This is a genomic window from Prevotella sp. CAG:255 (assembly GCF_000431195.1).
In the GTDB taxonomy this organism is placed as follows: domain Bacteria; phylum Bacteroidota; class Bacteroidia; order Bacteroidales; family Bacteroidaceae; genus Prevotella; species Prevotella rara.
On the sequence record NZ_HF986861.1, the window covers coordinates 35,964 to 58,803 of the forward strand.

16 protein-coding genes and 2 pseudogenes (1 of these 18 running past the window's edge) are annotated in these 22,840 nt (G+C 48.1%); 15 read left to right on the top strand and 3 right to left on the bottom strand.

Annotated elements, in window-relative coordinates:
- Positions 1-237 (bottom strand): annotated as a pseudogene (locus QVO66_RS12265) (succinate dehydrogenase/fumarate reductase cytochrome b subunit); it reaches 469 nt to the left of the window's first position.
- A gap of 239 nt (positions 238-476) precedes the next feature.
- On the opposite strand from QVO66_RS12265, the gene mnmG reads away from it, so the two are divergent.
- From mnmG to QVO66_RS12305, 8 genes are all read left to right on the top strand, one after another.
- The gene (mnmG, locus tag QVO66_RS12270) at positions 477-2,348 is read left to right on the top strand and encodes a tRNA uridine-5-carboxymethylaminomethyl(34) synthesis enzyme MnmG (protein WP_021855786.1); all 1,872 of its coding nucleotides are present in this window, start codon (positions 477-479) and stop codon (positions 2,346-2,348) included.
- Positions 2,349-3,067: 719 nt separating this feature from the next.
- Positions 3,068-3,598 carry an adenine phosphoribosyltransferase gene (locus QVO66_RS12275; protein WP_021855787.1) on the top strand — a complete coding sequence of 177 codons (531 nt, stop codon included), beginning with the start codon at positions 3,068-3,070 and terminating at the stop codon, positions 3,596-3,598.
- A gap of 415 nt (positions 3,599-4,013) precedes the next feature.
- On the top strand, positions 4,014-5,840 hold the full coding sequence (gene uvrC / locus QVO66_RS12280) for an excinuclease ABC subunit UvrC (RefSeq protein ID WP_021855788.1): 1,827 nt from the start codon (positions 4,014-4,016) through the stop codon (positions 5,838-5,840).
- 143 nt (positions 5,841-5,983) lie between these two features.
- On the top strand, positions 5,984-6,766 hold the full coding sequence (locus QVO66_RS12285) for a hypothetical protein (protein ID WP_021855789.1): 783 nt from the start codon (positions 5,984-5,986) through the stop codon (positions 6,764-6,766).
- Between the two features lie 27 nt (positions 6,767-6,793).
- Positions 6,794-7,246 (top strand): D-aminoacyl-tRNA deacylase, encoded by a 453-nt coding sequence (dtd, locus tag QVO66_RS12290; protein WP_021855790.1) that lies wholly within the window; start codon positions 6,794-6,796, stop codon positions 7,244-7,246.
- Between the two features lie 166 nt (positions 7,247-7,412).
- The gene (locus QVO66_RS12295; RefSeq protein WP_125105643.1) at positions 7,413-7,745 is read left to right on the top strand and encodes a nucleotide pyrophosphohydrolase; all 333 of its coding nucleotides are present in this window, start codon (positions 7,413-7,415) and stop codon (positions 7,743-7,745) included.
- Positions 7,746-7,758: 13 nt separating this feature from the next.
- Positions 7,759-8,712: a deoxyribose-phosphate aldolase gene (gene deoC, locus QVO66_RS12300; RefSeq protein WP_021855792.1), complete on the top strand. Its 954-nt coding sequence runs from the start codon at positions 7,759-7,761 to the stop codon at positions 8,710-8,712.
- Positions 8,713-9,022: 310 nt separating this feature from the next.
- Complete coding sequence (locus tag QVO66_RS12305; protein WP_021855793.1) at positions 9,023-9,442, top strand: four helix bundle suffix domain-containing protein; 420 nt, start codon at positions 9,023-9,025, stop codon at positions 9,440-9,442.
- 176 nt (positions 9,443-9,618) lie between these two features.
- On the opposite strand, the gene QVO66_RS12310 is transcribed toward QVO66_RS12305, so the two are convergent.
- Complete coding sequence (locus QVO66_RS12310; RefSeq protein WP_021855794.1) at positions 9,619-10,596, bottom strand: polyprenyl synthetase family protein; 978 nt, start codon at positions 10,594-10,596, stop codon at positions 9,619-9,621.
- Between the two features lie 87 nt (positions 10,597-10,683).
- On the opposite strand from QVO66_RS12310, the gene polA reads away from it, so the two are divergent.
- From polA to QVO66_RS12330, 4 genes and pseudogenes are all read left to right on the top strand, one after another.
- Positions 10,684-13,449, top strand: a complete 2,766-nt coding sequence (gene polA, locus QVO66_RS12315; RefSeq protein WP_021855795.1) for a DNA polymerase I — start codon at positions 10,684-10,686, stop codon at positions 13,447-13,449.
- Between the two features lie 93 nt (positions 13,450-13,542).
- A complete protein-coding gene (locus tag QVO66_RS12320) occupies positions 13,543-14,436 on the top strand; it encodes an Abi family protein (RefSeq protein WP_021855796.1) in 894 nt (297 codons plus the stop codon).
- A 367-nt stretch (positions 14,437-14,803) separates the two neighbouring features.
- A pseudogene (locus QVO66_RS12325) lies at positions 14,804-15,307 on the top strand (plasmid pRiA4b ORF-3 family protein); the annotation flags it as partial.
- 93 nt (positions 15,308-15,400) lie between these two features.
- On the top strand, positions 15,401-15,781 hold the full coding sequence (locus tag QVO66_RS12330) for a PAS domain-containing protein (protein ID WP_053397859.1): 381 nt from the start codon (positions 15,401-15,403) through the stop codon (positions 15,779-15,781).
- Between the two features lie 309 nt (positions 15,782-16,090).
- Here QVO66_RS12330 and QVO66_RS12335 read toward each other — a convergent pair whose 3' ends face one another.
- The gene (locus tag QVO66_RS12335; protein WP_125105641.1) at positions 16,091-17,839 is read right to left on the bottom strand and encodes a polysaccharide lyase; all 1,749 of its coding nucleotides are present in this window, start codon (positions 17,837-17,839) and stop codon (positions 16,091-16,093) included.
- 1,144 nt (positions 17,840-18,983) lie between these two features.
- Here QVO66_RS12335 and QVO66_RS12340 point away from each other — a divergent pair.
- The 3 genes from QVO66_RS12340 to QVO66_RS12350 all read left to right on the top strand — a co-directional run bounded on the left by QVO66_RS12340 (position 18,984) and on the right by QVO66_RS12350 (position 22,643).
- The gene (locus QVO66_RS12340) at positions 18,984-20,507 is read left to right on the top strand and encodes a hypothetical protein (protein WP_021855799.1); all 1,524 of its coding nucleotides are present in this window, start codon (positions 18,984-18,986) and stop codon (positions 20,505-20,507) included.
- A 201-nt stretch (positions 20,508-20,708) separates the two neighbouring features.
- The gene (locus tag QVO66_RS12345; protein WP_021855800.1) at positions 20,709-21,296 is read left to right on the top strand and encodes a DUF4082 domain-containing protein; all 588 of its coding nucleotides are present in this window, start codon (positions 20,709-20,711) and stop codon (positions 21,294-21,296) included.
- Between the two features lie 219 nt (positions 21,297-21,515).
- The gene (locus QVO66_RS12350) at positions 21,516-22,643 is read left to right on the top strand and encodes an Omp28-related outer membrane protein (protein WP_021855801.1); all 1,128 of its coding nucleotides are present in this window, start codon (positions 21,516-21,518) and stop codon (positions 22,641-22,643) included.
- The last annotated feature ends 197 nt before the right edge of the window (positions 22,644-22,840 follow it).

Here is a 22,840-nt window from a genome sequence, read left to right on the forward strand (position 1 = left end):
CTGCATTGTCAGCAGGAACGAATATACGATGTGAATCCCCGCAAGAGCCGCAAGAGCCAGAGTTGCAACAAGTGCATACCAGTTGGCTCCGAGGAACTCACAAACCATGTTGTAAGCATCTCCTGAGAAAAGAGCTACTACGTTCATTGACATGTGGAACGTCAAGAACAGGATAAGCGCAATACCTGTTACGGACATCACGACTTTCCTTCCAATAGATGAATTACATAACCACATAAATGATTGAAATTTAAGTATTTAACTGTATTAATTAATAATGTTTCTCTACATTTAAGTGTACTGCATAACCCAAGGTCAGCCCCGCCGCAATACCTTCTTTTAGGTATTTTAGCGTTTATTATGAGGATGCAAATATACTCTATTTTAGCGATAAATCAAACTATTTCATCAAAAATTCAATTTAATTTCTTACTTTTGCGCCAAATTGATATTGCTCTAAAAATTATAAGGATAATATGCTTCTTAAATATGACGTCATCGTGATAGGCGGCGGACACGCCGGCTGCGAGGCTGCCACGGCCTCGGCCAACATGGGCGCAAGCACCTGCCTTGTGACGATGGACATGAACAAAATTGCGCAGATGAGCTGCAACCCGGCCATCGGCGGAATAGCAAAGGGACAGATTGTCAGGGAAATCGACGCGCTGGGCGGACAGACGGCAATAGTGACCGACGCCACAGCCATACAGTTCAGGATGCTCAACCGCTCAAAAGGCCCGGCCGTGTGGAGCCCGAGGGCACAATGCGACAGAGGCAAGTTTATATGGAAATGGCGCGAGGTGCTCGACACGACGCCCAACCTCGACATCTGGCAGGACGAGGCCTGCGAGCTCATAGTAGAGAACGGCGAGGCCGCGGGAGTGAAGACCGTGTGGGGCGTTGAGCTGAGAGCCAAGAGCGTGGTGATAACGGCGGGAACCTTCCTGAACGGACTGCTGCACATAGGACGCAAGCAGCTGCCAGGCGGACGCATAGCCGAGCCGGCCGTGAAAGACCTGACCGAAAGCATAACACGCCACGGAATAAGAAGCGCAAGAATGAAGACCGGCACGCCGGTGCGCATAGACATGAGGTCGGTGCACTTTGAGGACATGGAGATACAGGAGGGCGAAAACGACTTCCACCAGTTCAGCTTCATGGCTCCCCACCGACAGCTCAGGCAGCTGCCGTGCTGGACATGCTATACAAACAAGGAGGTGCACGACACGCTGAGAAGCGGACTGGCCGACTCGCCGCTCTACAACGGACAGATACAGAGCATAGGGCCGCGCTACTGCCCCTCGATAGAAACAAAGCTGGTAACCTTCCCCGACAAGGAGCAGCACCCGCTCTTCCTCGAGCCTGAAGGCGAAACCACCAACGAGATGTATCTCAACGGATTCTCGTCGAGCATGCCGATGGAGGTGCAGATTGCAGCACTGAGAAAAATTCCGGCGCTGCGCGACGCCAAGGTCTACCGTCCGGGCTACGCCATCGAGTACGACTTCTTCGACCCTACCCAGCTCGACCACTCGCTCGAGTCTAAGATAATAAAAGGTCTGTTCCTTGCCGGACAGGTGAACGGAACCACAGGATACGAGGAGGCAGGCGGCCAGGGAACCATTGCCGGAATAAATGCGGCGATAAGATGCGGCGGCGGCGAGCCGTTCATCCTTCACCGCGACGAGGCATACATCGGTGTGCTCATTGACGACCTCGTGACGAAAGGCGTCGACGAACCTTACCGGATGTTCACAAGCCGCGCCGAATATAGAATACTGCTCCGACAGGACGACGCCGACGCCCGACTGACCGAGAAGGCCTACAACCTCGGTCTGGCAAAGCGCGACAGATACGACTGGTGGATGCAGAAGAAGGAAGCGACGGAAAGCATCATAAACTTCTGCGCCACTACTCACGTCAAGCCGAAGGACATCAACGCGGCGCTCGAGTCGCTCGGCACCACCCCGCTGCGCGAAGGATGCAAGCTGATCGACCTCGTGGCCCGTCCGCAGATCAACCTGCAGAATCTTTCCGAACTTGTGCCCGAACTGAAGCAGCTCATAGCCTCGCTGCCCAACCGCAACGATGAAACGGCAGAGGCTGCAGAGATAAAAATGAAATACAAGGGTTACATCGAACGCGAGCGGATTGTGGCCGACAAAATGCACCGCCTGGAGAACATCAAAATAAAGGGCCATTTCAACTATCTCGAGATGGAACAGCTCTCGACCGAGGCCCGTCAAAAGCTTGCAAAAATCAACCCCGACACGCTGGCTCAGGCAAGCAGAATTCCGGGTGTCTCGCCGAGCGACATCAACATCATGCTGGTGCTGATGAACAGGTAAAACAGCCGTATGTTTCACGTGAAACAAAATGAGCATTTTTTGTTAAGCGAAAACGTTGGAACCGACTGAAAGATAGTAAGATACAAAATCGGGACACAAATTTACTTTAAGGCAAAATTTGATGTTCCTCACGATAAAAAGGAGCAATATTTCAGACTGTCTGACTCCTCTTATTATGCCCTCCGGGTGTCCCTGTCGAGGCACGGCTCTGCCCTGCCCCGACGGCTGCCGTGAGGCGATGCACGAGGCACCGAAAAGCCACTTTCTAAAAGGTGGCCTTTCAGCGTGCAAAAGGAATCCTTTCGGGCTGCAAAAGACCACCTTTTGCAAGCCAAAAGACGGTCTTTTGGAAAGCCACGAAAAACTGCCCTTTGCAACGGCAGCAGTCTGCCGCCGAAGAATGCGGCCATGATTTCGGCAGAAATATCTGACGGCAAAAAGCCAGAACAGCATAAGCCGCGACAGCATCTGCCCGCAGCGACAAAACGCAACACAGCGGGCGAAAAAGGCGGAAGCACGGACGAAAAAGCCCCACGGCAAGAATATGCGCCGGAAAGGCAGAAAAACGCCGCAGGCGGAAAAACCATGCGGCAGAACAGCCGAAAAACAAGGCATCCGCAACGCCATGCCGCACACATATAATATATATAGCGCACAACGCGCCGAAAACAGCGAACAAGAGATAATATTAGTATAAAGTACGTAACTAAAAAGAAAAGATGAACAACAAAACACTATTGGAGAATCTGAGATGTATTCCTGATTTTCCGCAGAAAGGAGTAAATTTCAGAGACGTAACAACACTGTTTAAGAATCCGAAATGTCTCCAGATAATGGAAGACGAGCTTTACGAGATGTACAAAGACAAGGGCGTAACCAAGATTGTGGGCATAGAGAGCCGCGGCTTCGTCATGGCCTCTGCACTGGCCATAAAGCTCAACGCCGGCGTTGTTTTGTGCCGTAAGCCCGGCAAGCTGCCCGGCGAAACCGTACAGGAGAGCTACTCGAAGGAGTACGGCACCGACACTATCGAGATTCATAAGGACGCCATCACCGAGGACGACATCGTGCTGCTGCACGACGACCTGCTGGCTACAGGCGGCACCATGAAGGCTGCGTACGACCTTGTGAAGAAGTTTAATCCGAAGAAAGTATACGTAAACTTCCTCATCGAACTTATACACGAAGACCTCAACGGCCGCAGCAACTTCGAAGAAGGCACAGACATAACAAGCCTGCTGCAGGTATAATTATTTAGGAGTTAAAGGAGTTAGAGTAGTTATCGCCCACTGCGCGGGCTAAGGAGTTAAAGCCATTAGCCCGCGCTTTATTACAAAACTTCTTATGTTGCAAGAGCAAAATAACAGGCATTATTTATATCTTTAAAAGAGTATTCAGAGATATAAGACTGATACCTTATAGAAGCTACCATTACGTATGCCGACACATTATAGCATTCCGAAACGCTACAGACATAATGCTATAATATTCATCAAGCCAAAGCTCACTACATACAGAATAAGGACACATAGGCAAGGCGTATTCAACCGGCAAGGCAAATGGCTTTAACTACTCTAACTACCATAACTCCTTTAACTCCTCTATTTAAAGTTTCACGTGAAACAAAATTTTTCAAAACCATTTTAAATAAGGCACTTACGCGGCATGACTAAAGAAGAAAACGAGAAGAGGCTGGCACGGCTGAAGGCCATTGTGAGCAACCTGCCCGACAAGCCGGGCAGCTATCAATACTATGACGAAAGCGGCACCATAATATATGTTGGCAAGGCCAAGAACCTGAAGAACCGCGTGTCGTCCTACTTTCATAAGGAAGTGGACAGATACAAGACCAAGGTGCTTGTAAGCAAGATTCACGACATAACATATACCGTGGTGAACAGCGAAGAAGACGCGCTGCTGCTCGAGAACAGTCTGATAAAGAAATATCAGCCCAAATACAACATTCTGCTCAAAGACGGCAAGACTTACCCCTCTATCTGCGTAACTAAAGAATATCTGCCGCGCATATTCAAGACGCGTACAATAAACAAGAAATGGGGCTCTTATTACGGTCCTTACAGCCATCTGCCTTCGATGTATGCCGTGCTCGACCTGATAAAAAAGCTGTATAAGCCGCGCACCTGCCGCTTTCCGATAACGCGCGAAGGCATCGAACAGGGCAAATATAAGCCCTGCCTGGAGTATCACATCAAGAACTGCGGCGCGCCGTGCATAGGCAAGCAGAGCTACGAGGAGTATCAGGAGAGCATCGCCCAGGCGCGCGAAATACTGAAAGGAAACACGCGCGAGCTGTCGAAAATGCTCTTCACGCAGATGCAGAAACTGGCCGAAGAGCTGCGTTTTGAGGAGGCAGAAGCCATAAAACAGAAGTATCTGCTGCTCGAAAACTTCTGTTCAAAGAGCGAAGTGGTGAGCCACACGATCAATAATGTAGACGTTTTCTCGGTAACAGACGACGAAAAAACGGCCTATGTGAACTATATCCACGTGATGAACGGCAGCATAAACCAGGCCTTCACGTTCGAGATGAAGAAGAAGCTGAACGAGAGCGAAGACGAGATTCTGCAGCTCGGAATACTGCAAATACGCGAGAAAGTGGGCAGTACGTCGCGCGAAATAATAGTGCCCTTTATCCCCGACATGACGCTCGAAGGCGTTACGTTCACCGTGCCGCAGCGAGGCGACAAGAAAACGCTGCTCGACCTGTCGGTGATGAACGGCAAACAGTATCGTTTCGACCGCCTGAAACAGGCCGAAAAGCTCAATCCGGAGCAGAAATCAGTGCGCCTGATGAAGGAAATTCAGAACGCCCTGAAGCTGCCCAAGATGCCTTATCAGATAGAGATGTTCGACAACTCTAACATCAGCGGAACCGACGCCGTGGCGGCCTGCGTGGTGTTCAAGAAGATGAAACCGAGCAAGAAAGACTACCGGAAATACATAATAAAGACGGTTACAGGCCCCGACGACTATGCCTCGATGCAGGAGGTTGTAAGGCGCCGCTACACCCGTCTGCGCGACGAAGGACAGCCCCTGCCCGACCTCATCATAACCGACGGCGGACAAGGACAGATGAGCGTTGTGAGAGAGGTTGTAGAGGGCGAACTTCACCTCGACATTCCTATAGCCGGACTTGCCAAAGACGACCGCCACCGCACCAACGAACTGCTCTACGGATGGCCGCCCGTAGTGGTCGGAATGAAGACCGACAGCGAGCTTTTCCACCTGCTAACGCACATGCAGGACGAGGTGCACCGCTTTGCCATAACCTTCCACCGCGACAAGCGCAGCAAGCATGCGCTGCACTCGGAACTGGACGACATTAAGGGCATCGGACCCAAGACAAAAGACCTGCTGCTGAAGGAACTGAAGACCGTGAAGCGCATAAAGGAGGCAAGCATTGAAGAAATAGCAGCGATTATAGGGCCTTCTAAGGCAAAAATAATTGCTGAACACTTTGAAAACACATAAAAATAAGGACCAAATATCATACAAAGAACAACATAATGCGTATAAAAGCCTATACACATTGACATTCTTTAACTATATAATACGATGATATTCGCACTCAAAAAAGTATATTTGTGATTTAGAATGCAACAAAACAAAGCCTTATGATAAAGAACAAAATAATAACAATCTGCGCTGTCCTGCTGTCACTAATCCAACCTTTGCCGTCCGTGTCAAACGGCATAACAGCCAACAACATTTCATCATCAAAAAGCACGACAATACAAAGCCCAAAAGAAGGTGCAAGCAGTAAAGAACACAATACAGCCTACGATGACGAAAGCGATGTCCTGGACATCAAAAAGACATCAATAATGTACAAAAAATTTCTCAATGCATCAACAGACAGCACCGGCAGCTATGACAGCCAACTAATCATATTACCGCAGTACAGCTACGACGAAAAAACAATGCACACAGTGTTGACACTGAACCTCTCAAGCAACGACGGAAGCGAATCAAACAACGACGTACTGCAAAAGATGAAGAGCTTATCACAAAAGCATGAATCCAAATACGACATGATTGGCTATGCTACTATAATGTTCGATGATGAAGAAGAGTTTACATGCCTTATGATGTACGCTTACAAGGAAGATGCAAAAATTCCTTACCACGCCATCTACCTCATCTTAAGTCAAACACAAGAAAGCAACCGAATCGACGAGATAAACAATGGCACATGGAATATCTGGAGTAAGCTGAAATATGTCAACTCACGTCTTACAAAAAAGAATATCAGCTTTATAACTTTAAGCGACATAAACAAGAACTATATCGGATATATCGGTCTTGACTCATCTACAAAAGAATGCATGTACAGCATCCTTCACAAATTAGGCGACAATCTCGGTTCACACGAAATATACAAATATAACTGGGAATAACCTGGAACAAAAAAAGAAAGAAGAGATATGAAGATAGTAATACAGCGCGTAAGCCGCGCGTCGGTAACGATTGACGGACAGGTAAAGTCGGCCATCGGCAAGGGCTACATGATACTGCTCGGAGTGGCAGAAGGCGACACGTCGGAAGACGTCGACTGGCTGGTAAAGAAGGTGGCATCGCTACGCGTCTTCGACGACGAGCAGGGCGTGATGAACATACCTATAACAGCCATCAACGGCGAGATACTCGTCATCAGCCAGTTTACCCTGCTGGCATCCTATAAGAAGGGCAACCGCCCATCATGGATTCATGCCGCCAAACATGAAGTTTCTATTCCGCTATACAACGAGTTCTGCGACAAGCTGAGCCGCGAAATAGGCCGCCAGGTAGGCACGGGCGAGTTTGGAGCCGACATGAAGGTTGAGCTGGTGAACGACGGTCCCGTAACCATCTGCATGGACACCAGACATAAGGAATAGCCGCCACGCCCGGTGCATCAGGCAGGCCAAGACGGCAGCTGAAAGCACGACAGAGCGCATTTAAGCCCCTCTGAGGCCACAAAACAGCACCGGCGGCATAGTTATAGACAAAAGGAGAGAAAACGCCTTACAGGCAAAATAAACGCATAAATATATGGACAACGACATAACAATACGCGAGGCACAGCAGCTCGTAGACCAATGGATAAGGCAGTACGGCGTGCGCTACTTCAGCGAACTGACCAACATGGCATGCCTCACCGAGGAGGTGGGCGAGCTGGCACGCATCATGGCACGCAAGTATGGCGACCAGAGCTTCAAGCAGGGCGAAGAACAAGACCCGGCAGACGAGATGGCCGACGTGCTGTGGGTGCTGATGTGCCTTGCCAACCAGACGGGAGTTGACCTCACGGAGGCACTAAGAAAGAACCTCGAAAAGAAGACCAGCCGCGACAAGACGAGGCATATAAACAATGAAAAATTAAAAAGTAAAAATTAAAAATTATATCATTATGGCAACAGAAAACGACAACAAGAAGCACGAATGCTCACACGAGCACAAGCACGAGACAGAGTTTCCGAAAATGAGCAAATACGACGAGGCTCTGAGCAAATATAACACCGAGATAGACGACGCTCAAGTGCGCGAGGCAGTGAAGAAGATTATAGCCGAGAAGGTGCACGAGAACGACACGCCGGAGATAAAGAAATTCCTCTTCGGAAGCATCGAACTGACATCGCTCAAGACCACCGACTCGGAGGAAAGCATACTGGCCTTCACGGAGAAGGTGAACGAGTTTGACGCCACCTACCCCGACCTGCCCCACGTGGCAACAATCTGCGTATATCCATGCTTTGCCAAGACGGTGAGCGAGTCGCTCGAAATCGACGGCGTTGAGATAGCCTGCGTTTCAGGCAGTTTCCCGTCTTCACAGGCCGTTATCGAGGTCAAGGTGGCCGAGACAGCGCTTGCCGTTAAGGACGGTGCAACGGAGATTGACATCGTTATGCCCGTGGGCAAGTTCCTCAGCGGCGACTATGAGGGCGTGGCCGACGACATCAATGAGCTGAAACAGGCATGCGGCGAAGCTCCTATGAAGGTTATCCTCGAAACAGGATGCCTCAAGACAGCCTCTAACATCAAGAAGGCTTCGATAATAGCAATGTATGCCGGTGCCGACTATATCAAGACGTCTACGGGCAAGCTTGAGCCTGCCGCTACGCCGGAGGCTGCCTACGTGATGTGCCAGGCCATCAAGGAATACTACGACGAGACAGGCATACAGATTGGTTTTAAGCCCGCAGGAGGCATCAATTCGGTGATGGACGCACTTATCTACTACACCATCGTTAAAGAGGTTCTGGGCGAAAAATGGCTCACCAACAAGTGGTTCCGCCTCGGCACAAGCCGTCTGGCCAACATGCTGCTAAGCGAACTGCTCGGCGAAGAGACAAAATTCTTCTAAAAGAAAGATTGTGAGGGCCCGGAGATGATGGGACCTATAAGACTTATGGGGCTGATACAACATGAGCATAAGAGGCTAATTGACAGCTGATTAACCATGTTTTACAGCCTCATAAGTCATTTTTAACCTTAACAACAAGCCGCAAAACGCGGCATTTAACCTGCAACAAAAACACACGGAAAACAACTGTATTCAGCAGCGCGGACACTACAGATAACTTATTGTTTATCAGAAGGCTGAATGCATTTATTACATCACTTTTTATTTTGCGCATAAATATCTCGACAAGGCCGACAGAACCATCAACCAGATGATTCAGGCTGCACGCTCGGGCAAGCAGAATATTGCCGAGGGAAGCGCAGCAAGCAACACCTGGAGAGAGACCGAACTGAAGCTTACAAACGCTGCAAAAGCCAGTCTGCAGGAGTTTTTAATTGATTATGAGGAATATCTGAGAGTAAGAAATCTTGAACAATGGAGCGTCAACAGCATTAAGGCCATGCAGACAAGGATGGCTTGCAAGAATCATACTGACAGCGCCTATTTCCGCAAGGCCATAACGGTAAGGCCGGACGAGACAATAGCCAACATAGCGATAACTCTTATTCATCAGACCGACTCGCTGCCGAGAAAGCTCATAGATCATCTGAAAACCGAGTTTCTGACACACGGAGGAATAAAAGAAGAGATGTATGCCGCACGCAAAGAATGGAGCAGACAGAACCAATAATAAGCCAACAAAAAACGCAGAACCTGCCCTTTCAGCAAGCTCTGCGCCCTATCTGATATCTCTGATTTTCAACAACTTACAGGTCGAATAAGTTCCATTACCCCCATAACAGTTCTCATCGCTCCCATCAGAGGACATCATCCCCCAAGAATCTCTCTATCGCTCTCTACCCTACTTTACTTTGTCCTCTCAATGACAAAGCTCAGATAGGCCTCGAGACTGCGGCGAAGCGCGTCGTCAGTAACCTCAGTTTCGATAAACTCCATTGCCTCACGGCGCATTTCCTCCATGCGTTTCTCGGCATATTCAATGCCCCCGTGCTCCTTGGTATAGTCCACCAGGATGGCTATTTCGTCCTGAGTTATCGTGCGCTCCTTCACCTTGTAAGCCAGCTTGCGTATGCTGTCGGGCGCCGAGTTGTTCACGGCATAAATGGCAGGCAGCGTCAGCTTGCCCTCAGCCATGTCGTTGCCCGTAGGCTTGCCTATTTCCGACGAGTCGTAATAGTCGAAGATGTCGTCTCTTATCTGGAAGATTATGCCCAGTGTCTGACCGAATTTCATGGCCTTGCCTATCTCGCTTTCAGGCATTCCGGCAGATATCGCACCCATTGCGCAGCATGCCTCAAAGAGTGCGGCGGTCTTCTGACGTATCACATTATAGTAGATTTCTTCTGAAATCTGCTCGTTTGATATGCTCGTAAGCTGCAGTATCTCGCCGTTAGACAGCGTCCTTCCCAGTTCAGCCAAATATTTGATTATCAGTTCGTTGTGTGTCTCAGCCACATGCAGCAGCGCCGTAGAAAGGATATAGTCGCCAATGAGCACTGCCACCTTGTTGTCATACAGGGCGTTGACCGATGCCTGACCGCGCCTCTCGGTGCTTTCGTCAACCACGTCGTCGTGCACCAAGCTGGCCGTATGCAGCAGCTCCAGGCCCACTGCGGCGTGCAGTGTGGCGCTGCTCACAGAGCCATAATTCTTGGCCATGAGCAGTATTAGCATGGGGCGCATGCGCTTTCCGGCGCGCTGGCGTATACGCCTGAAGATTTCTTCCTGCAGGTTGTCCGTATGTGTGAGCGACTTGTTGAACAGACTGATGAAGTCATCGAGTTCTGCTTTTATGGGCTCCTTAATAAGAGATAAATAATCCATCATGCTGCAATTTTAATACAAAAGTAATTATTTTATCGGATTAATGCTAAAAAATTAGTAATTTTACACGTAAAAAACTCATATTACATGGATAAGCTGTTCCTTTTTGACGCCTACGCGCTGATATACCGCTCGTATTACGCATTTATAAAGAACCCCCGTATCAACTCTAAAGGGCTCAACACGTCGGCCGTGATGGGCTTCTGCAACACGCTGCACGAAGTGCTCACGAAAGAAAAACCCACATATCTGGGAGTGGCCTTCGACCCCCACGGCCCTACCTTCCGCACCGAGGCCTACGCCGAATATAAGGCGCAGAGAGAGGAGACGCCCGAAGACATACGCCGCGCGGTGCCCATCATAAAGAGCCTGCTCAAGGCCATGCGCATACCGGTGCTCGAGGCCGACGGATACGAGGCCGACGACGTAATAGGCACACTGGCGCTCAAGGCCGGGGCTGAAGGCGTGATGACATATATGCTTACGCCCGACAAGGACTACGGACAGCTGGTAAGAGAGAACGTCATGATGTACCGTCCGCGCCACGGCGGAGGATATGAAACTCTCGACGCCGAGAAGGTGTGCGCCAAGTATGGCATTGCAAACACAAGTCAGGTGATCGACCTTTTGGGACTGATGGGCGACTCGGCCGACAACATTCCGGGATGTCCGGGCGTCGGCGAGAAGACTGCCGTGAAACTTATCAACGAGTTTGGCAGCGTGGAGCAGCTGCTCGAGCAGACCGACAAGCTGAAGGGTGCACTGAAGAAAAAAGTTGAAGAGAATGCCGAGCAGATAAAATTCTCGAAATTCCTCGCAACGATAAAAACCGACGTGCCGGTTGAGCTCAACCTCGACGAACTGAAGGTGAGCGAGCCCGACGCCGACGAACTTCGCAAAATCTTCACCGAACTGGAGTTTAAGACGCTCGCAGACAAGTTTCTTAACAAAGCTGAAAATAATAAAAAAAGCGTTCAAATTCAACTCGATTTATTCGCAGAAAATCCGACCGACGGCCAAGTTTTTTCAAAAAACGCTAGTCTGAGAGCGTTAAACGAACTGCCTCATACATACAGACTCATTGATAATGAGGAAGAAATGAAGAAAATCTGTGATTTTTTCATGACAAAAAAAATTCTCAGTCTAGACACAGAAACCACTTCAACGAGCGCAATCGATGCCGAACTGGTCGGTTTGAGCTTCTCTGTGAAGGAATTTGAGGCCTTCTACGTGCCCGTTCCTGCCAATCGTGAAGAAGCGCAAAAGATAGTTAACATATTTAAACCGCTATACGAAAACCCTGAAATCGTCAAAGTAGGACAAAACATCAAGTACGACATGGAGGTGCTGGCAAGCTACGGCGTGTGCGTGGCAGGTCAGCTGTTCGACACGATGATAGCCCACTACCTCATCCAGCCGGAGCTTCGCCACAACATGGACTACATGGCTGAGACGTGTCTCGGATATCAGACCATACACATAGAGGAGCTGATCGGACCGAAGGGAAAGAAGCAGAAGTCGATGAGAGACCTGCCGCCCGAGCAGATTGTCGACTATGCTGCCGAGGACGCCGACGTAACGCTGCGACTGAAAAACTATCTCGAACCGAAACTCGAGGAGGTGGGCGTAACCCAACTCTTCTACGAAATAGAGATGCCGTTAGTGCGAGTGCTCGCAGAGATGGAGCTAAACGGAGTGAGGATAGACACGGCGGCGCTGGCAGAGACGTCGGAGATTCTGACAAAGAGGCTCAGTGACATAGAGAAGCGCATATACGAGCTGGCTGGCGAAGAGTTTAACATAGCATCGCCCAAGCAGGTTGGCGAAATATTGTTCGGCAAGCTGAAGATTGTGGAGAAGCCCAAGAAGACAAAGACGGGACAATATGTTACGTCGGAAGAGGTGCTGCAACAGCTCAGCGGAAAGCACGAGATTGTGGGTAAGATACTGGAACACAGAGGATTAAAGAAGCTGTTAGGCACATACGTCGATGCGCTGCCAAAGCTGATAAACCCGCGGACTGGGCACATACACACATCGTTCAACCAGACCGCCACTGCCACCGGCCGACTCTCTTCGTCTGACCCTAACCTGCAGAACATACCCGTGCGCGGCGAGGACGGCAAGGAGATACGCAAGGCGTTCATACCAGAGGAAGGCTGCCTGTTCTTCTCGGCCGACTACAGTCAGATTGAGCTGCGCGTGATGGCTCATCTGAGCGGCGACGAGAACATGATAGAGGCCTTCCGTTCTGGCCACGACATACACGCCGCAACGGCAGCAAAGATATACAAAGAGGACATTGCCGACGTTACGCGCGACCAGCGCACCAAGGCCAAGCGCGCCAACTTCGGCATAATATACGGCATCACGGTGTTCGGTCTGGCAGAGCGTCTGGACATCAGCCGGCAGGAGGCGTCGCAGCTGATAGACGGCTACTTCATCACCTTCCCGAAGGTGCACGAATACATGGAGAAGGCCAAGCAGACGGCGCGCGAACATGGCTACGTAGAGACATTCTTCCGTCGCCGCCGCTATCTGCCCGACATCAATTCGCACAACGGCACGGTGCGCGGCTTTGCCGAGCGCAACGCCATCAACGCCCCTATACAAGGCTCTGCCGCCGACATAATAAAGGTGGCCATGGTGCGCATCTACAAGCGCTTCAAGGACGAAAATCTGCGCTCCAAGATGATTCTTCAGGTGCACGACGAACTAAACTTCAGCGTTGTGCCTGAGGAGAAAGAGACCGTTGAACGCATAGTGCTCGAAGAAATGCAGGGCGCATACAAGCTCAACGTACCATTAGTTGCCGACTGCGGCTGGGGTGCCAACTGGCTTGAAGCACACTAATGAACAATCAAACGGATAAATATAACGTGCTGCAGGTATTAACTGCAGCACGTTTAAAACAAGAAAAAGAACTATCAAACAACATAAAAAACTATGGGAGAAAAAGCAACTACAGTTGAGAAACAAATCAACCTCCTAAAAGATAGAGGAATGACAATAACCGACATTGAGAAAGCAAAAGAAGTATTACTTGATATCGGATATTACAGACTTGGATTCTACTGGTTTCCGTATGAAATAACATATCCAAACAAATTAAAACGAAATCATTGTTTTAAGAAAAACACAGATTTTGACAACATTGTAAAACTATATTATTTCGACTTCAATCTAAGAAACATTCTGATGAAATATATCAACAGAATAGAAATAAATTTCAGGACATATCTAACTTACCATGTATCAAACAAATACGTCGACTCGCCTACATGGTTCGTAGATCCGTCTATTGTAAAACAGGATTATATACAAAGCTTCAACATAAACGTATATAATGAAAACTTCAAAAAGAATCCGATAATAAAAACACATCATACAAAACACATAAATGATAAATATGCGCCGGCATGGAAAACGATAGAATTCATGACGCTCGGAGCAGTTATAAACTTATTCAATGCCATTAAAGACGAAAAGACAAAGACTGAAATATGTAAACATTATGGAATAAATAAAGTCGTTGTATTCAACAGCTACATCAATCTGGTAAGAAAGATCAGAAACCAATGTGCCCATGGTAACGTACTGTATGACTTATCGTTACCGACTTCCATAAGAAAAGGCCCGGTTGGAAAGATGGAACCAGAAGACTATCACAACCTCAACGGAGCCATAAAAATAATTCGCTATATGCTTGGATGTGTTTCAAAAAATAGAGAAAATGACATGAAAAATGAGATAAACTCATTATTAAAAAAATATGCAAAATATAAGGCTATACACGAAACGTTAAAAAAATCTACAGGGATAAATAATTATTTAAATTGAAGTACATATTAGGAAAAATATTGCTAATTTTGCATTAGCATAGAGTGCCGATAAGAACTTTGTCGTCTTATTTGCACTATAAAAAGTAAAAAATGGGGTTGTACACATAAGCTGTACAATCCCTATTTTTTTATAAAACGACCATCATTATTCTATACAATATTTATACACAAAAAACGCTTGAATGCATATTGTTTTGCCGACAAATACCGACACAAAAAGGTAATATTAGAATGCAACATCACACTAAAAAGCGGTATGAGAGGGCGAAAACAAAAAAGTATGGAAAACTAAATACCTCAACACTTAATTATTCGCCAAAAAACACTATATTTGCCATACAATAATACCTAATTTCATCTAACCTATGGCATACCAATTTAAGATTAAACTGCTGAACGTGAAGAAACCGCCTGTATGGCGAAGAGTCATCATACCAGAGAACTGCACTTTTGAAGAATTTCACCACACAATACAGATAAGCTTCGGATGGGACAACGAACATCTGCACAAATTCAGCGATAAGCCCTACGGAGGCTGCTTTGAGATAAGCTCAAGATGCTACGATGACGACATGTTAAGCAACGTAGACAGCAATATGTACAGAAAAAGCCTTGATGAGCAGGAAACTAAGCTGTGCGACGTGTTCGGCACTGACCACCAAAAGCTGCTGTATGTCTACGACTTCGGCGACGACTGGGTGCATGAGATAGTGCTCGAGGACATTCTGACCGTGATTTATCCCCACCCTGTATGCACCGCCGGAAAGGGCTGCTGCCCGCCCGAAAACTGCGGCGGACCGATGGGCTACGAGATGCTGAAAGAAACGCTCGAGACGAAGCCTAACAGCGCAGAAGCGCGCCGCATAAGGGCTGAACTGGGGCTGAAAAAGGGTGAGCGCATTGAAGACTACAAACTTGATCTTGACGTAATTAACATAGAACTTAAAAATCTGAAATTTATAATGGAAGAAGAAATTGACGACGAGAGCCTCGACCTCTTTGAGCCGTTCTACGACGACGAATGGGCCGAGCAGATGCACTGTGCCGTAACAGTGTGCGACACAGAGGGAAAAATACTGTATATGAACGAGAAATCGCGAGCCACGTTTGCCAGCCACGGCGACCTGATTGGGCACAACATGTTCGAATGTCACAGCCCGCAGTCGCAGGCCAAGATACGCGAACTGATGGCCACAGACGGCACTAACTCGTACACGATACAGAAGAACGGAGTGAAGAAAATGATATATCAGACAACGTGGAAACGCGACGGCAAAGTGGCCGGTCTGGTAGAGATTTCGATGGTGATACCGGAGGAGATGCCGCACTATGTTAGGAGTTAAAGGAGTTAGAGTAGTTAAAGTAGTTAAAGCCAAATGCTTTTCTTCGTAGGATTTAAAGGAATTAAAGCCAAATGCACTAAAAAGGAAAGTGCCGATTAAAAATATCAAATAAATTGAATAGAAAATAAGATATACAACAAAGATTTATCTTATTTCTTATGATTATGCAAGAAGCATTGTCATAAACAAAAATTAGAGGAGCTAACGTAGCTAAAAGTCTTTAAATAAAGCCTTGACGACATCGTAAACAGCCGCAAGACATTTGACTTTAACTACTTTAACTCCTCTAACTTCTTTAACTACTTTTTATTAGAACAGCTTTGTCTTTCCGGCCAGAGTGTCGTGGTTGTTCTTCAGGTCAGTCCAGTCAACCTTAACCTTGGTGCTGATGCCGTTGATATACTTCTCGATGTTGGTATATCCGTCGCCTGTGCAGTCGCCGTTGGCGTCGCTCGGGTCGTTGGGGTTAAGGCCGTTGGCAATCTCCCACTCGTCGGGCATACCGTCGCCGTCGGTGTCAACGCGGGGCTCACCCTTATATTCGGGATATCCGCCCATCTGAGCCGGGTCTGTTATGATGCCGTACTTGTAAGAGTCTTTGTCCAGACGGCGATACTTGAAGAAGCCGTCCTCGTTCTTCGACTTGTCGCTCAGTCCCCACATGTCGCCATAAGGATTCTCCTTCGGCAGCTTCTTCACATAGTAAGCCTTGCCTGTGCGAACCTCCTCGATGATGCGCTGGTCAACGATGTCGCGTATAGGCAGCGTTGCACCTACGTTCTCGAGCACGTAGTCGAATGTCTTTTCAGACGGAATGATGGTCATGTGAGCCATAGGGAACGGCTCGTTAGACTTCATCAGGGCCAGTACGTCCTCAGGCACGCCGCCCTCGCCCTTCAGGTCCTTGTCGGCAATCTGTATACCGCCATCCCAGTTGTCTTTTGTAACAGCCTCGTTGCCTTCCATGATGTTGCCGATGGCATACACGCGGCCAAACTGCTGATACGGGAAGAGGTTCTTGCTGCGGCTCTCTGCCTTGACGATACGGTAGCCTATAGGCGAATCTTTCGGAGTGAGAGGTCCGGGCTTATAGTAGTTGTTGATAAAGTTGCTCATTGTAGAGAACTCGCCTCCGTCGGCAGTACGGTGAACCCAGTTGTATACGATGTTGTTCACGAAGTTGAACACACCGCCCCATCCTATTGACGGGTTACGGCCCGTGTTGTCGGCCCAGAGGTTACGCATGAATGTGGTGTTCTCGCCGCCGATGGTAGAGCCGAAGGCGTGGTTGTATGTGTCGAGCGCCTTAGCCGAGATAGTGTTCTGTATTGTAACGTTCACTGTAGGTTCCTTGCGCGAAGGCTTGCCGTCGCCCATGTCGAACATGTGGCGGTAGAAAGAGATGTTCTCGTCAAGTCCCCACTCGCAAGAGCAGTGGTCTATCATGATGTTTCCTACGGGGTTGCCGCCGAAAGAGTCTTCACGGTTCCACACGTGTGTGTTGCCGCGGCGGAAGCGCATGTGGCGCACGATAACGTCGTGAGTGTTCACCTGGAACGACTCGCCTGCAATGCACACACCGTCGCCTGGAGCTGTCTGTCCTGCTATGGTAACGTAAGGAGCGCGCAGAATGATAGGAGTCTTCAGGTTGATGATACCGCACACGTTGAACACGATGATGCGCGCACCGCCCTGCTCGCAAGCCCAGCGGAATGAGCCGGGACCGTCGTCGTTGAGGTTGGTTACGACGAGCACCTTGCCGCCGCGTCCGCCGGCAGTGTACATACCGCCGCCCTCAGCACCGGGGAATGCAGGTATCTTGGCCTGCTTCAGGTCGTAAGGACGCCATGCCCATGGCACATAGGGGCGACCTTCCATGGCCTCTTTCTTTACGATGGGGAACGCTACCTGCCAAGCAGAGTCTGAATGAGCCTCCCACTCGGCACGCTGTGCCTCAAACTTAGCCTTTGCTTCAGGCGTAATCTGAGGATACTGAGCCATAGCCTGCTGTGCGCACAGTCCTGTCACAGCGGCCATAATTGCCAATGATTTTTTCATATATAACGTGTTTAAACCTAATTAAATTTTCAAGTATTTCCGATATTAGACGGAGAATAAGTGTAAAAGTAACATACAATTAACATACTTTATTTTTTAAAGTTAAAGAATTTAAATCAAAAAGAGTAAAAACAGGATAACGTATATCGAGAAATTAAAGGAGTTAAAGCAGTCAGCGCCAACAAGTTGGCCGGAACTACAAGACTATTGTTCTGTCGGATAGCATATCCGACAGCATAAAATATCAGAACCGAAGGTCAGCGCAGCTAATTTGTGATCCGAAATACATTCATATTCTTTCCATAAATCAATCTGCATCATGCTATCGTTGAATAATAAAAAGGAAGATAGCGGATTGAAAAATCCTGATACTCATTTCCGGCGGAGCGCAGATCCGCCGGCACATTTGCATTGTAGATTTATATCGTTGGTTGCTAAAGGTGGAGACATTGGATGGCTGAGTCAGCGCCAACAAGGTGACCGGAAACAACAAGGCTATTGTTCTGTCGGATATGCTATCCGACAGCATAGAATATAAGGATCTGTGATCCGAAAAACATTCCTTCTTAATTCAAACTATTAACCTGCTGTTTGCCGATAAAAAACGGGCCACTTTCGATGCAAAAGTGGCCCGTTTACGACTCGAAAACGATAGGTTAACAGTCTGAAAGCAGCAGACATGGTTTTACTTACGGTTTATGTCGCACGATGCCATACCGAGACTGCACGTTAAGCAAAGCAGGGCGTTTCGCTTACAGATTTTTGACATTAATCCGTCGCGCGGCTTTTCCATGCCGGCAGCAACCGGCAAAAAGCGCACGCGTAACAGCTGGCGCTGCCAGTAAAAACATCAGCGCGACAATATGAATTTTATCACCCACATCATGCATGATTCAGGCTAAAAACATGATTTTAGACATAAAAACAGGCATAAATCAAGAAAAATCGAGGATTGTCAGGGCTTTGTCAGGGTAGAAAAGCTTGGAAGTGATATGTGAATTAAATAATTTTGCGATGTGAATAACGCCTGAATCAAAATCGGGCAACACAACAAAACAATGAAATTTATACAAAAAAACACCCATAGTCCGGATAGGGTAAAAATCAGTAACAAACCTACATGAACCTTAAAAAAAGAACGATTATGAAGAAATTATTATTCCTAGCAATGACGATGCTGAGCACATGTTTCATGTCAGCACAGATAATGAAGGAAATTCCAGGATTACGCTATCACGCAATGAGCGAGAACGGCAAATGGATGTTATCCGTAGATAATGGCTACATAGGAATACTAAATACTGAGACCGACGAACTGCAGGAATACTGCGACGGAGTAACAACCCTCGGAATGGGCAACATGGTAACCAATGACGGATTTTTAGTTGGTAATATTGACGGCGCGCCTTCAATATTAGACATTGAGAAAAAAGAATGGAAACAGCTACCTGTAAAAAAAGGCGACACATATTCATCAGCCAACGCCATAACAAACTCACGGAAATATATAGTGGGATACATTGGCAACAGCAACGGATTCGGAAATACTACTATTGAACCCGTTATATGGACAATGAACAGCGACGGTACATATGCAGATTACGAAAAATTGCCTTATCCGGAGAAAGACTTCACTGGAGTTGCACCACAATACATTCTGCCAAACTGCATTTCAGAAGACGGCACTGTAATCGGTGCGCAGCTTGTAAGACAAGACAACGAATGTCTGCCGATGATATACAAAAAAGCTGAAGACGGCACATGGACCTATGAAGTGTATGACAAAGGCTTATGCGAAGAGGGTACAGAATTTCCTGAGTTTCCGACAGAAGAACCTATCGTACCAAGTTATTACGATTATTTGAGCCAAGAAGAAGCCGGAGCATACAAACAGGACTCAACAGAATACGCCGACTCGTTGTGGGCCTACACCATTGGCGAATCAACCCAAAGGCCGACATATTATCCCGACCCAAAATATTACATGACAGAAGAAAACCTTAATATGTATAACGAAGCATGGGATAGCTATTTGACACTTAGCGATGAATATTCACAAAAACTCATGAACTTCCGAAGCTTCTACTACGAACATGTAACACCTAACTTCTACACAATGAATGGTGTATGGCTGTCAACAAACGGAAAATATTATGCCACGACTTGTAAGAAAGGATGGGAAGGGACTATTGGAGACGCAGCACTGCTGACAGTTGGCAAAACTTCTGAACTATATGACTATAAAGACGGTTTGTCAGGCTACTGTGTAACCAATGACGGAGACTTCTTCGTATCCGACGCTGGCACGGCATATGTCTATCCTGCCAACAGCAAAGAAAAAGTTACTCTAATTGACTGGCTTAGGTCCAAAGGTGAAACAGAAGCTGCCGACTGGCTATCTGACAAAGAAACTGGTATAGCTATATGCAGTGGCGACGGTCGTGTAATATCAGGATATTTTGGTGCGGCAGGCATATACGACAGTTGGTTGATCAAGCTCGACGGAACGCCTACAGGCATAACCGGCATTGAGCAGGATGGCAACAGCCACGTTAAGGCATACGACCTGCAGGGACGCATCGTGGCTGAAGGCGAATACAACGAGGTAAGAAACAATCTGAAAAGGGGTATATATATTATCAACGGCCGAAAGGTTGTAGTAAAATGAGAGTAGAAGAGCATGCGCCGCAGCAAAATCATAGCTGCGGTGCATGTCTGTAAACATCTGATTATCAGGGGATAAACATTATTTAACACCATTGTCCACCTTTTTATCCCCTATTTTATGCACCAAAAGTCAATAAAGAATGCTATCTTTGGAAGTCTGAAACGGCAAATTATCAAAATCATTAACCATAATCATCACGTTATGAGAAAAACATTTTTTACACTGATTGCACTGCTGCTGTCGCTCACGACAGTCAACGCACAGATGCTCACACCAGACGGAAGCATCACAGTAACAAGACAACACACAGCCGTAATTAACAAGCACATGGCTCCGGCAATGGGTCCCAACCGCATAGCGATGGACGCAGACGAGAGAATAATGGGCTACTATGACTCAGACGAAATGGGCGAGAATGCCCTCGGACTGAACGGCAGCGGCCAGTTTAAAGCCGGCGTTGAGTTCACCAAGGCACAGATAGGCCACTTCGTTGGCGGACAGATAACCAAAGTGCGCTTCGCTCTCGGCGAGCTCATCGGAGCATCTAAAGTAAGCGTCTACAAGGTTGCGCTCGAAAGCGGTGAGATGACACTCATGTCGGAAGAGGCCGTAGCCAGCACCCAGAAGGGATGGAACGACGTTACGCTCACGACACCTGTAGCCGTAGAAGACGGTGTGGACTATCTCATCTGCTACGACTTCACATCAGTGCCTGGAAAATATCCGCTGGTAGTAGACCAGGACGTAAACCCGGGCGGAGCTGTTGACGGCGGCTGCCTCATGTACTGAAACCTCGGAGAGGGCGGCGAAGGATGGTACAACTTCGGCACACAGTACGGCAACTTCTGCATACAAGCCGTTGTTAAGGGCGGAAGCTTCCCCGACGAAGACATCACCATAAGCTCATTCACATCATCAAAATTCGTACAGGCAGGACAGAATATAGCCTACAGCTACAGAATAAAGAACAACGGAAACAACATCCCGTCTGCATACACCATCGACGTGATGCTTGACAACAACGTGATAGCTACAGCCGAAACACCCGTTGCCCTGACCAACAGCCCGCAGACCGTGAACGGCAACGCCACAATACCTGCAGACGCTGCATCAGGCAAGCACACACTGGCCGTTAAGGTGACAAAGATAAACGGACAGGCTCCTACAGAGTACACCGAGGACGACATTGCCGGCATGGACGTCAGCGTATATGCCGAAAGCATGCTGAGACAGAAGAACCTCGTTGAGCAGTTCACTTCAACAAAATGTACATACTGCCCGCTGGCAGACCCCGTTCTCCAGAAGCTTTCAGACATGCGCGGCGACATCATCATCGTGGCACACCACAACAAGATACCGGCAGCCGGCGACCCGATGATCTGCGACGATGCACTTGCCATATCAGACATGTTCAACATGAGCGGCAACCCGTCAGGAATGTTCAACAGATACTATGAGCCCAGCATGGAGCTGAACGCTGATCAGACACTGACTCTCGGACTCGGATACAACTCACAGTATGTAGACCTGGCTGCCGAGATGCTCAATCAGGTGGTTGAAAACTCTAACAGCGTGCCGGCATTCGCAAACATCAACATCAAGACAGAATACAACGAAAGCACAAGAGAACTGAGCGTTGAGGTTTACGGTAGTGGCGTCAGCGAGTTTAAAGACTACGTAGGCGAAGACGCAGCTCTGTCAGTGTTCCTCACAGAAGACGGCATACAGGCAGCCCAGACAGGCGGCAGCAGAGACGAAATACACGACAACGTTATGCGCAAGGCCCTGTCAGATGCATTCGGCAGCGCCATCAACTGGGACGGCAACACATACAGCAACAAGTACACTATCACTCTCGACAGCTCATGGAAGCCCGAAAACATGCACGTAGTGGCATTCATCAACCGTCCGGTAACAGATAATTCAGCCATGAGCGACGTATGGATCAACAACGCCGAGACATGTAAGCTTGGCGAAAGCATCACAGCCGGCATCGAAGCCCCGATAACAGACAAGGGCACTGGCGTAGAGGTTGAGCGCTACACAGTAGACGGCCGCAAGATAAGCAAGCCTGTGAAGGGCCTGAACATCGTAAAGATGTCTGACGGCAGAACAATAAAAGTTATCGTGAAGTAATTTTCTTCAAAAGCACATCAGGCAGCTGACGGGACAAAAGCCTCAGGCAGCTGCCGCCATAACACAGCAAAGCCCCCTATGCGCACAACGCGGCGCATAGGGGCTTTGTCATATAATAGCGTCAGCAGAGCCGTCAGACTGCATAATGCAGGCATCAGATCATGAGTCTTGCCGCAGCACGCAGACGGCCTTCAGCA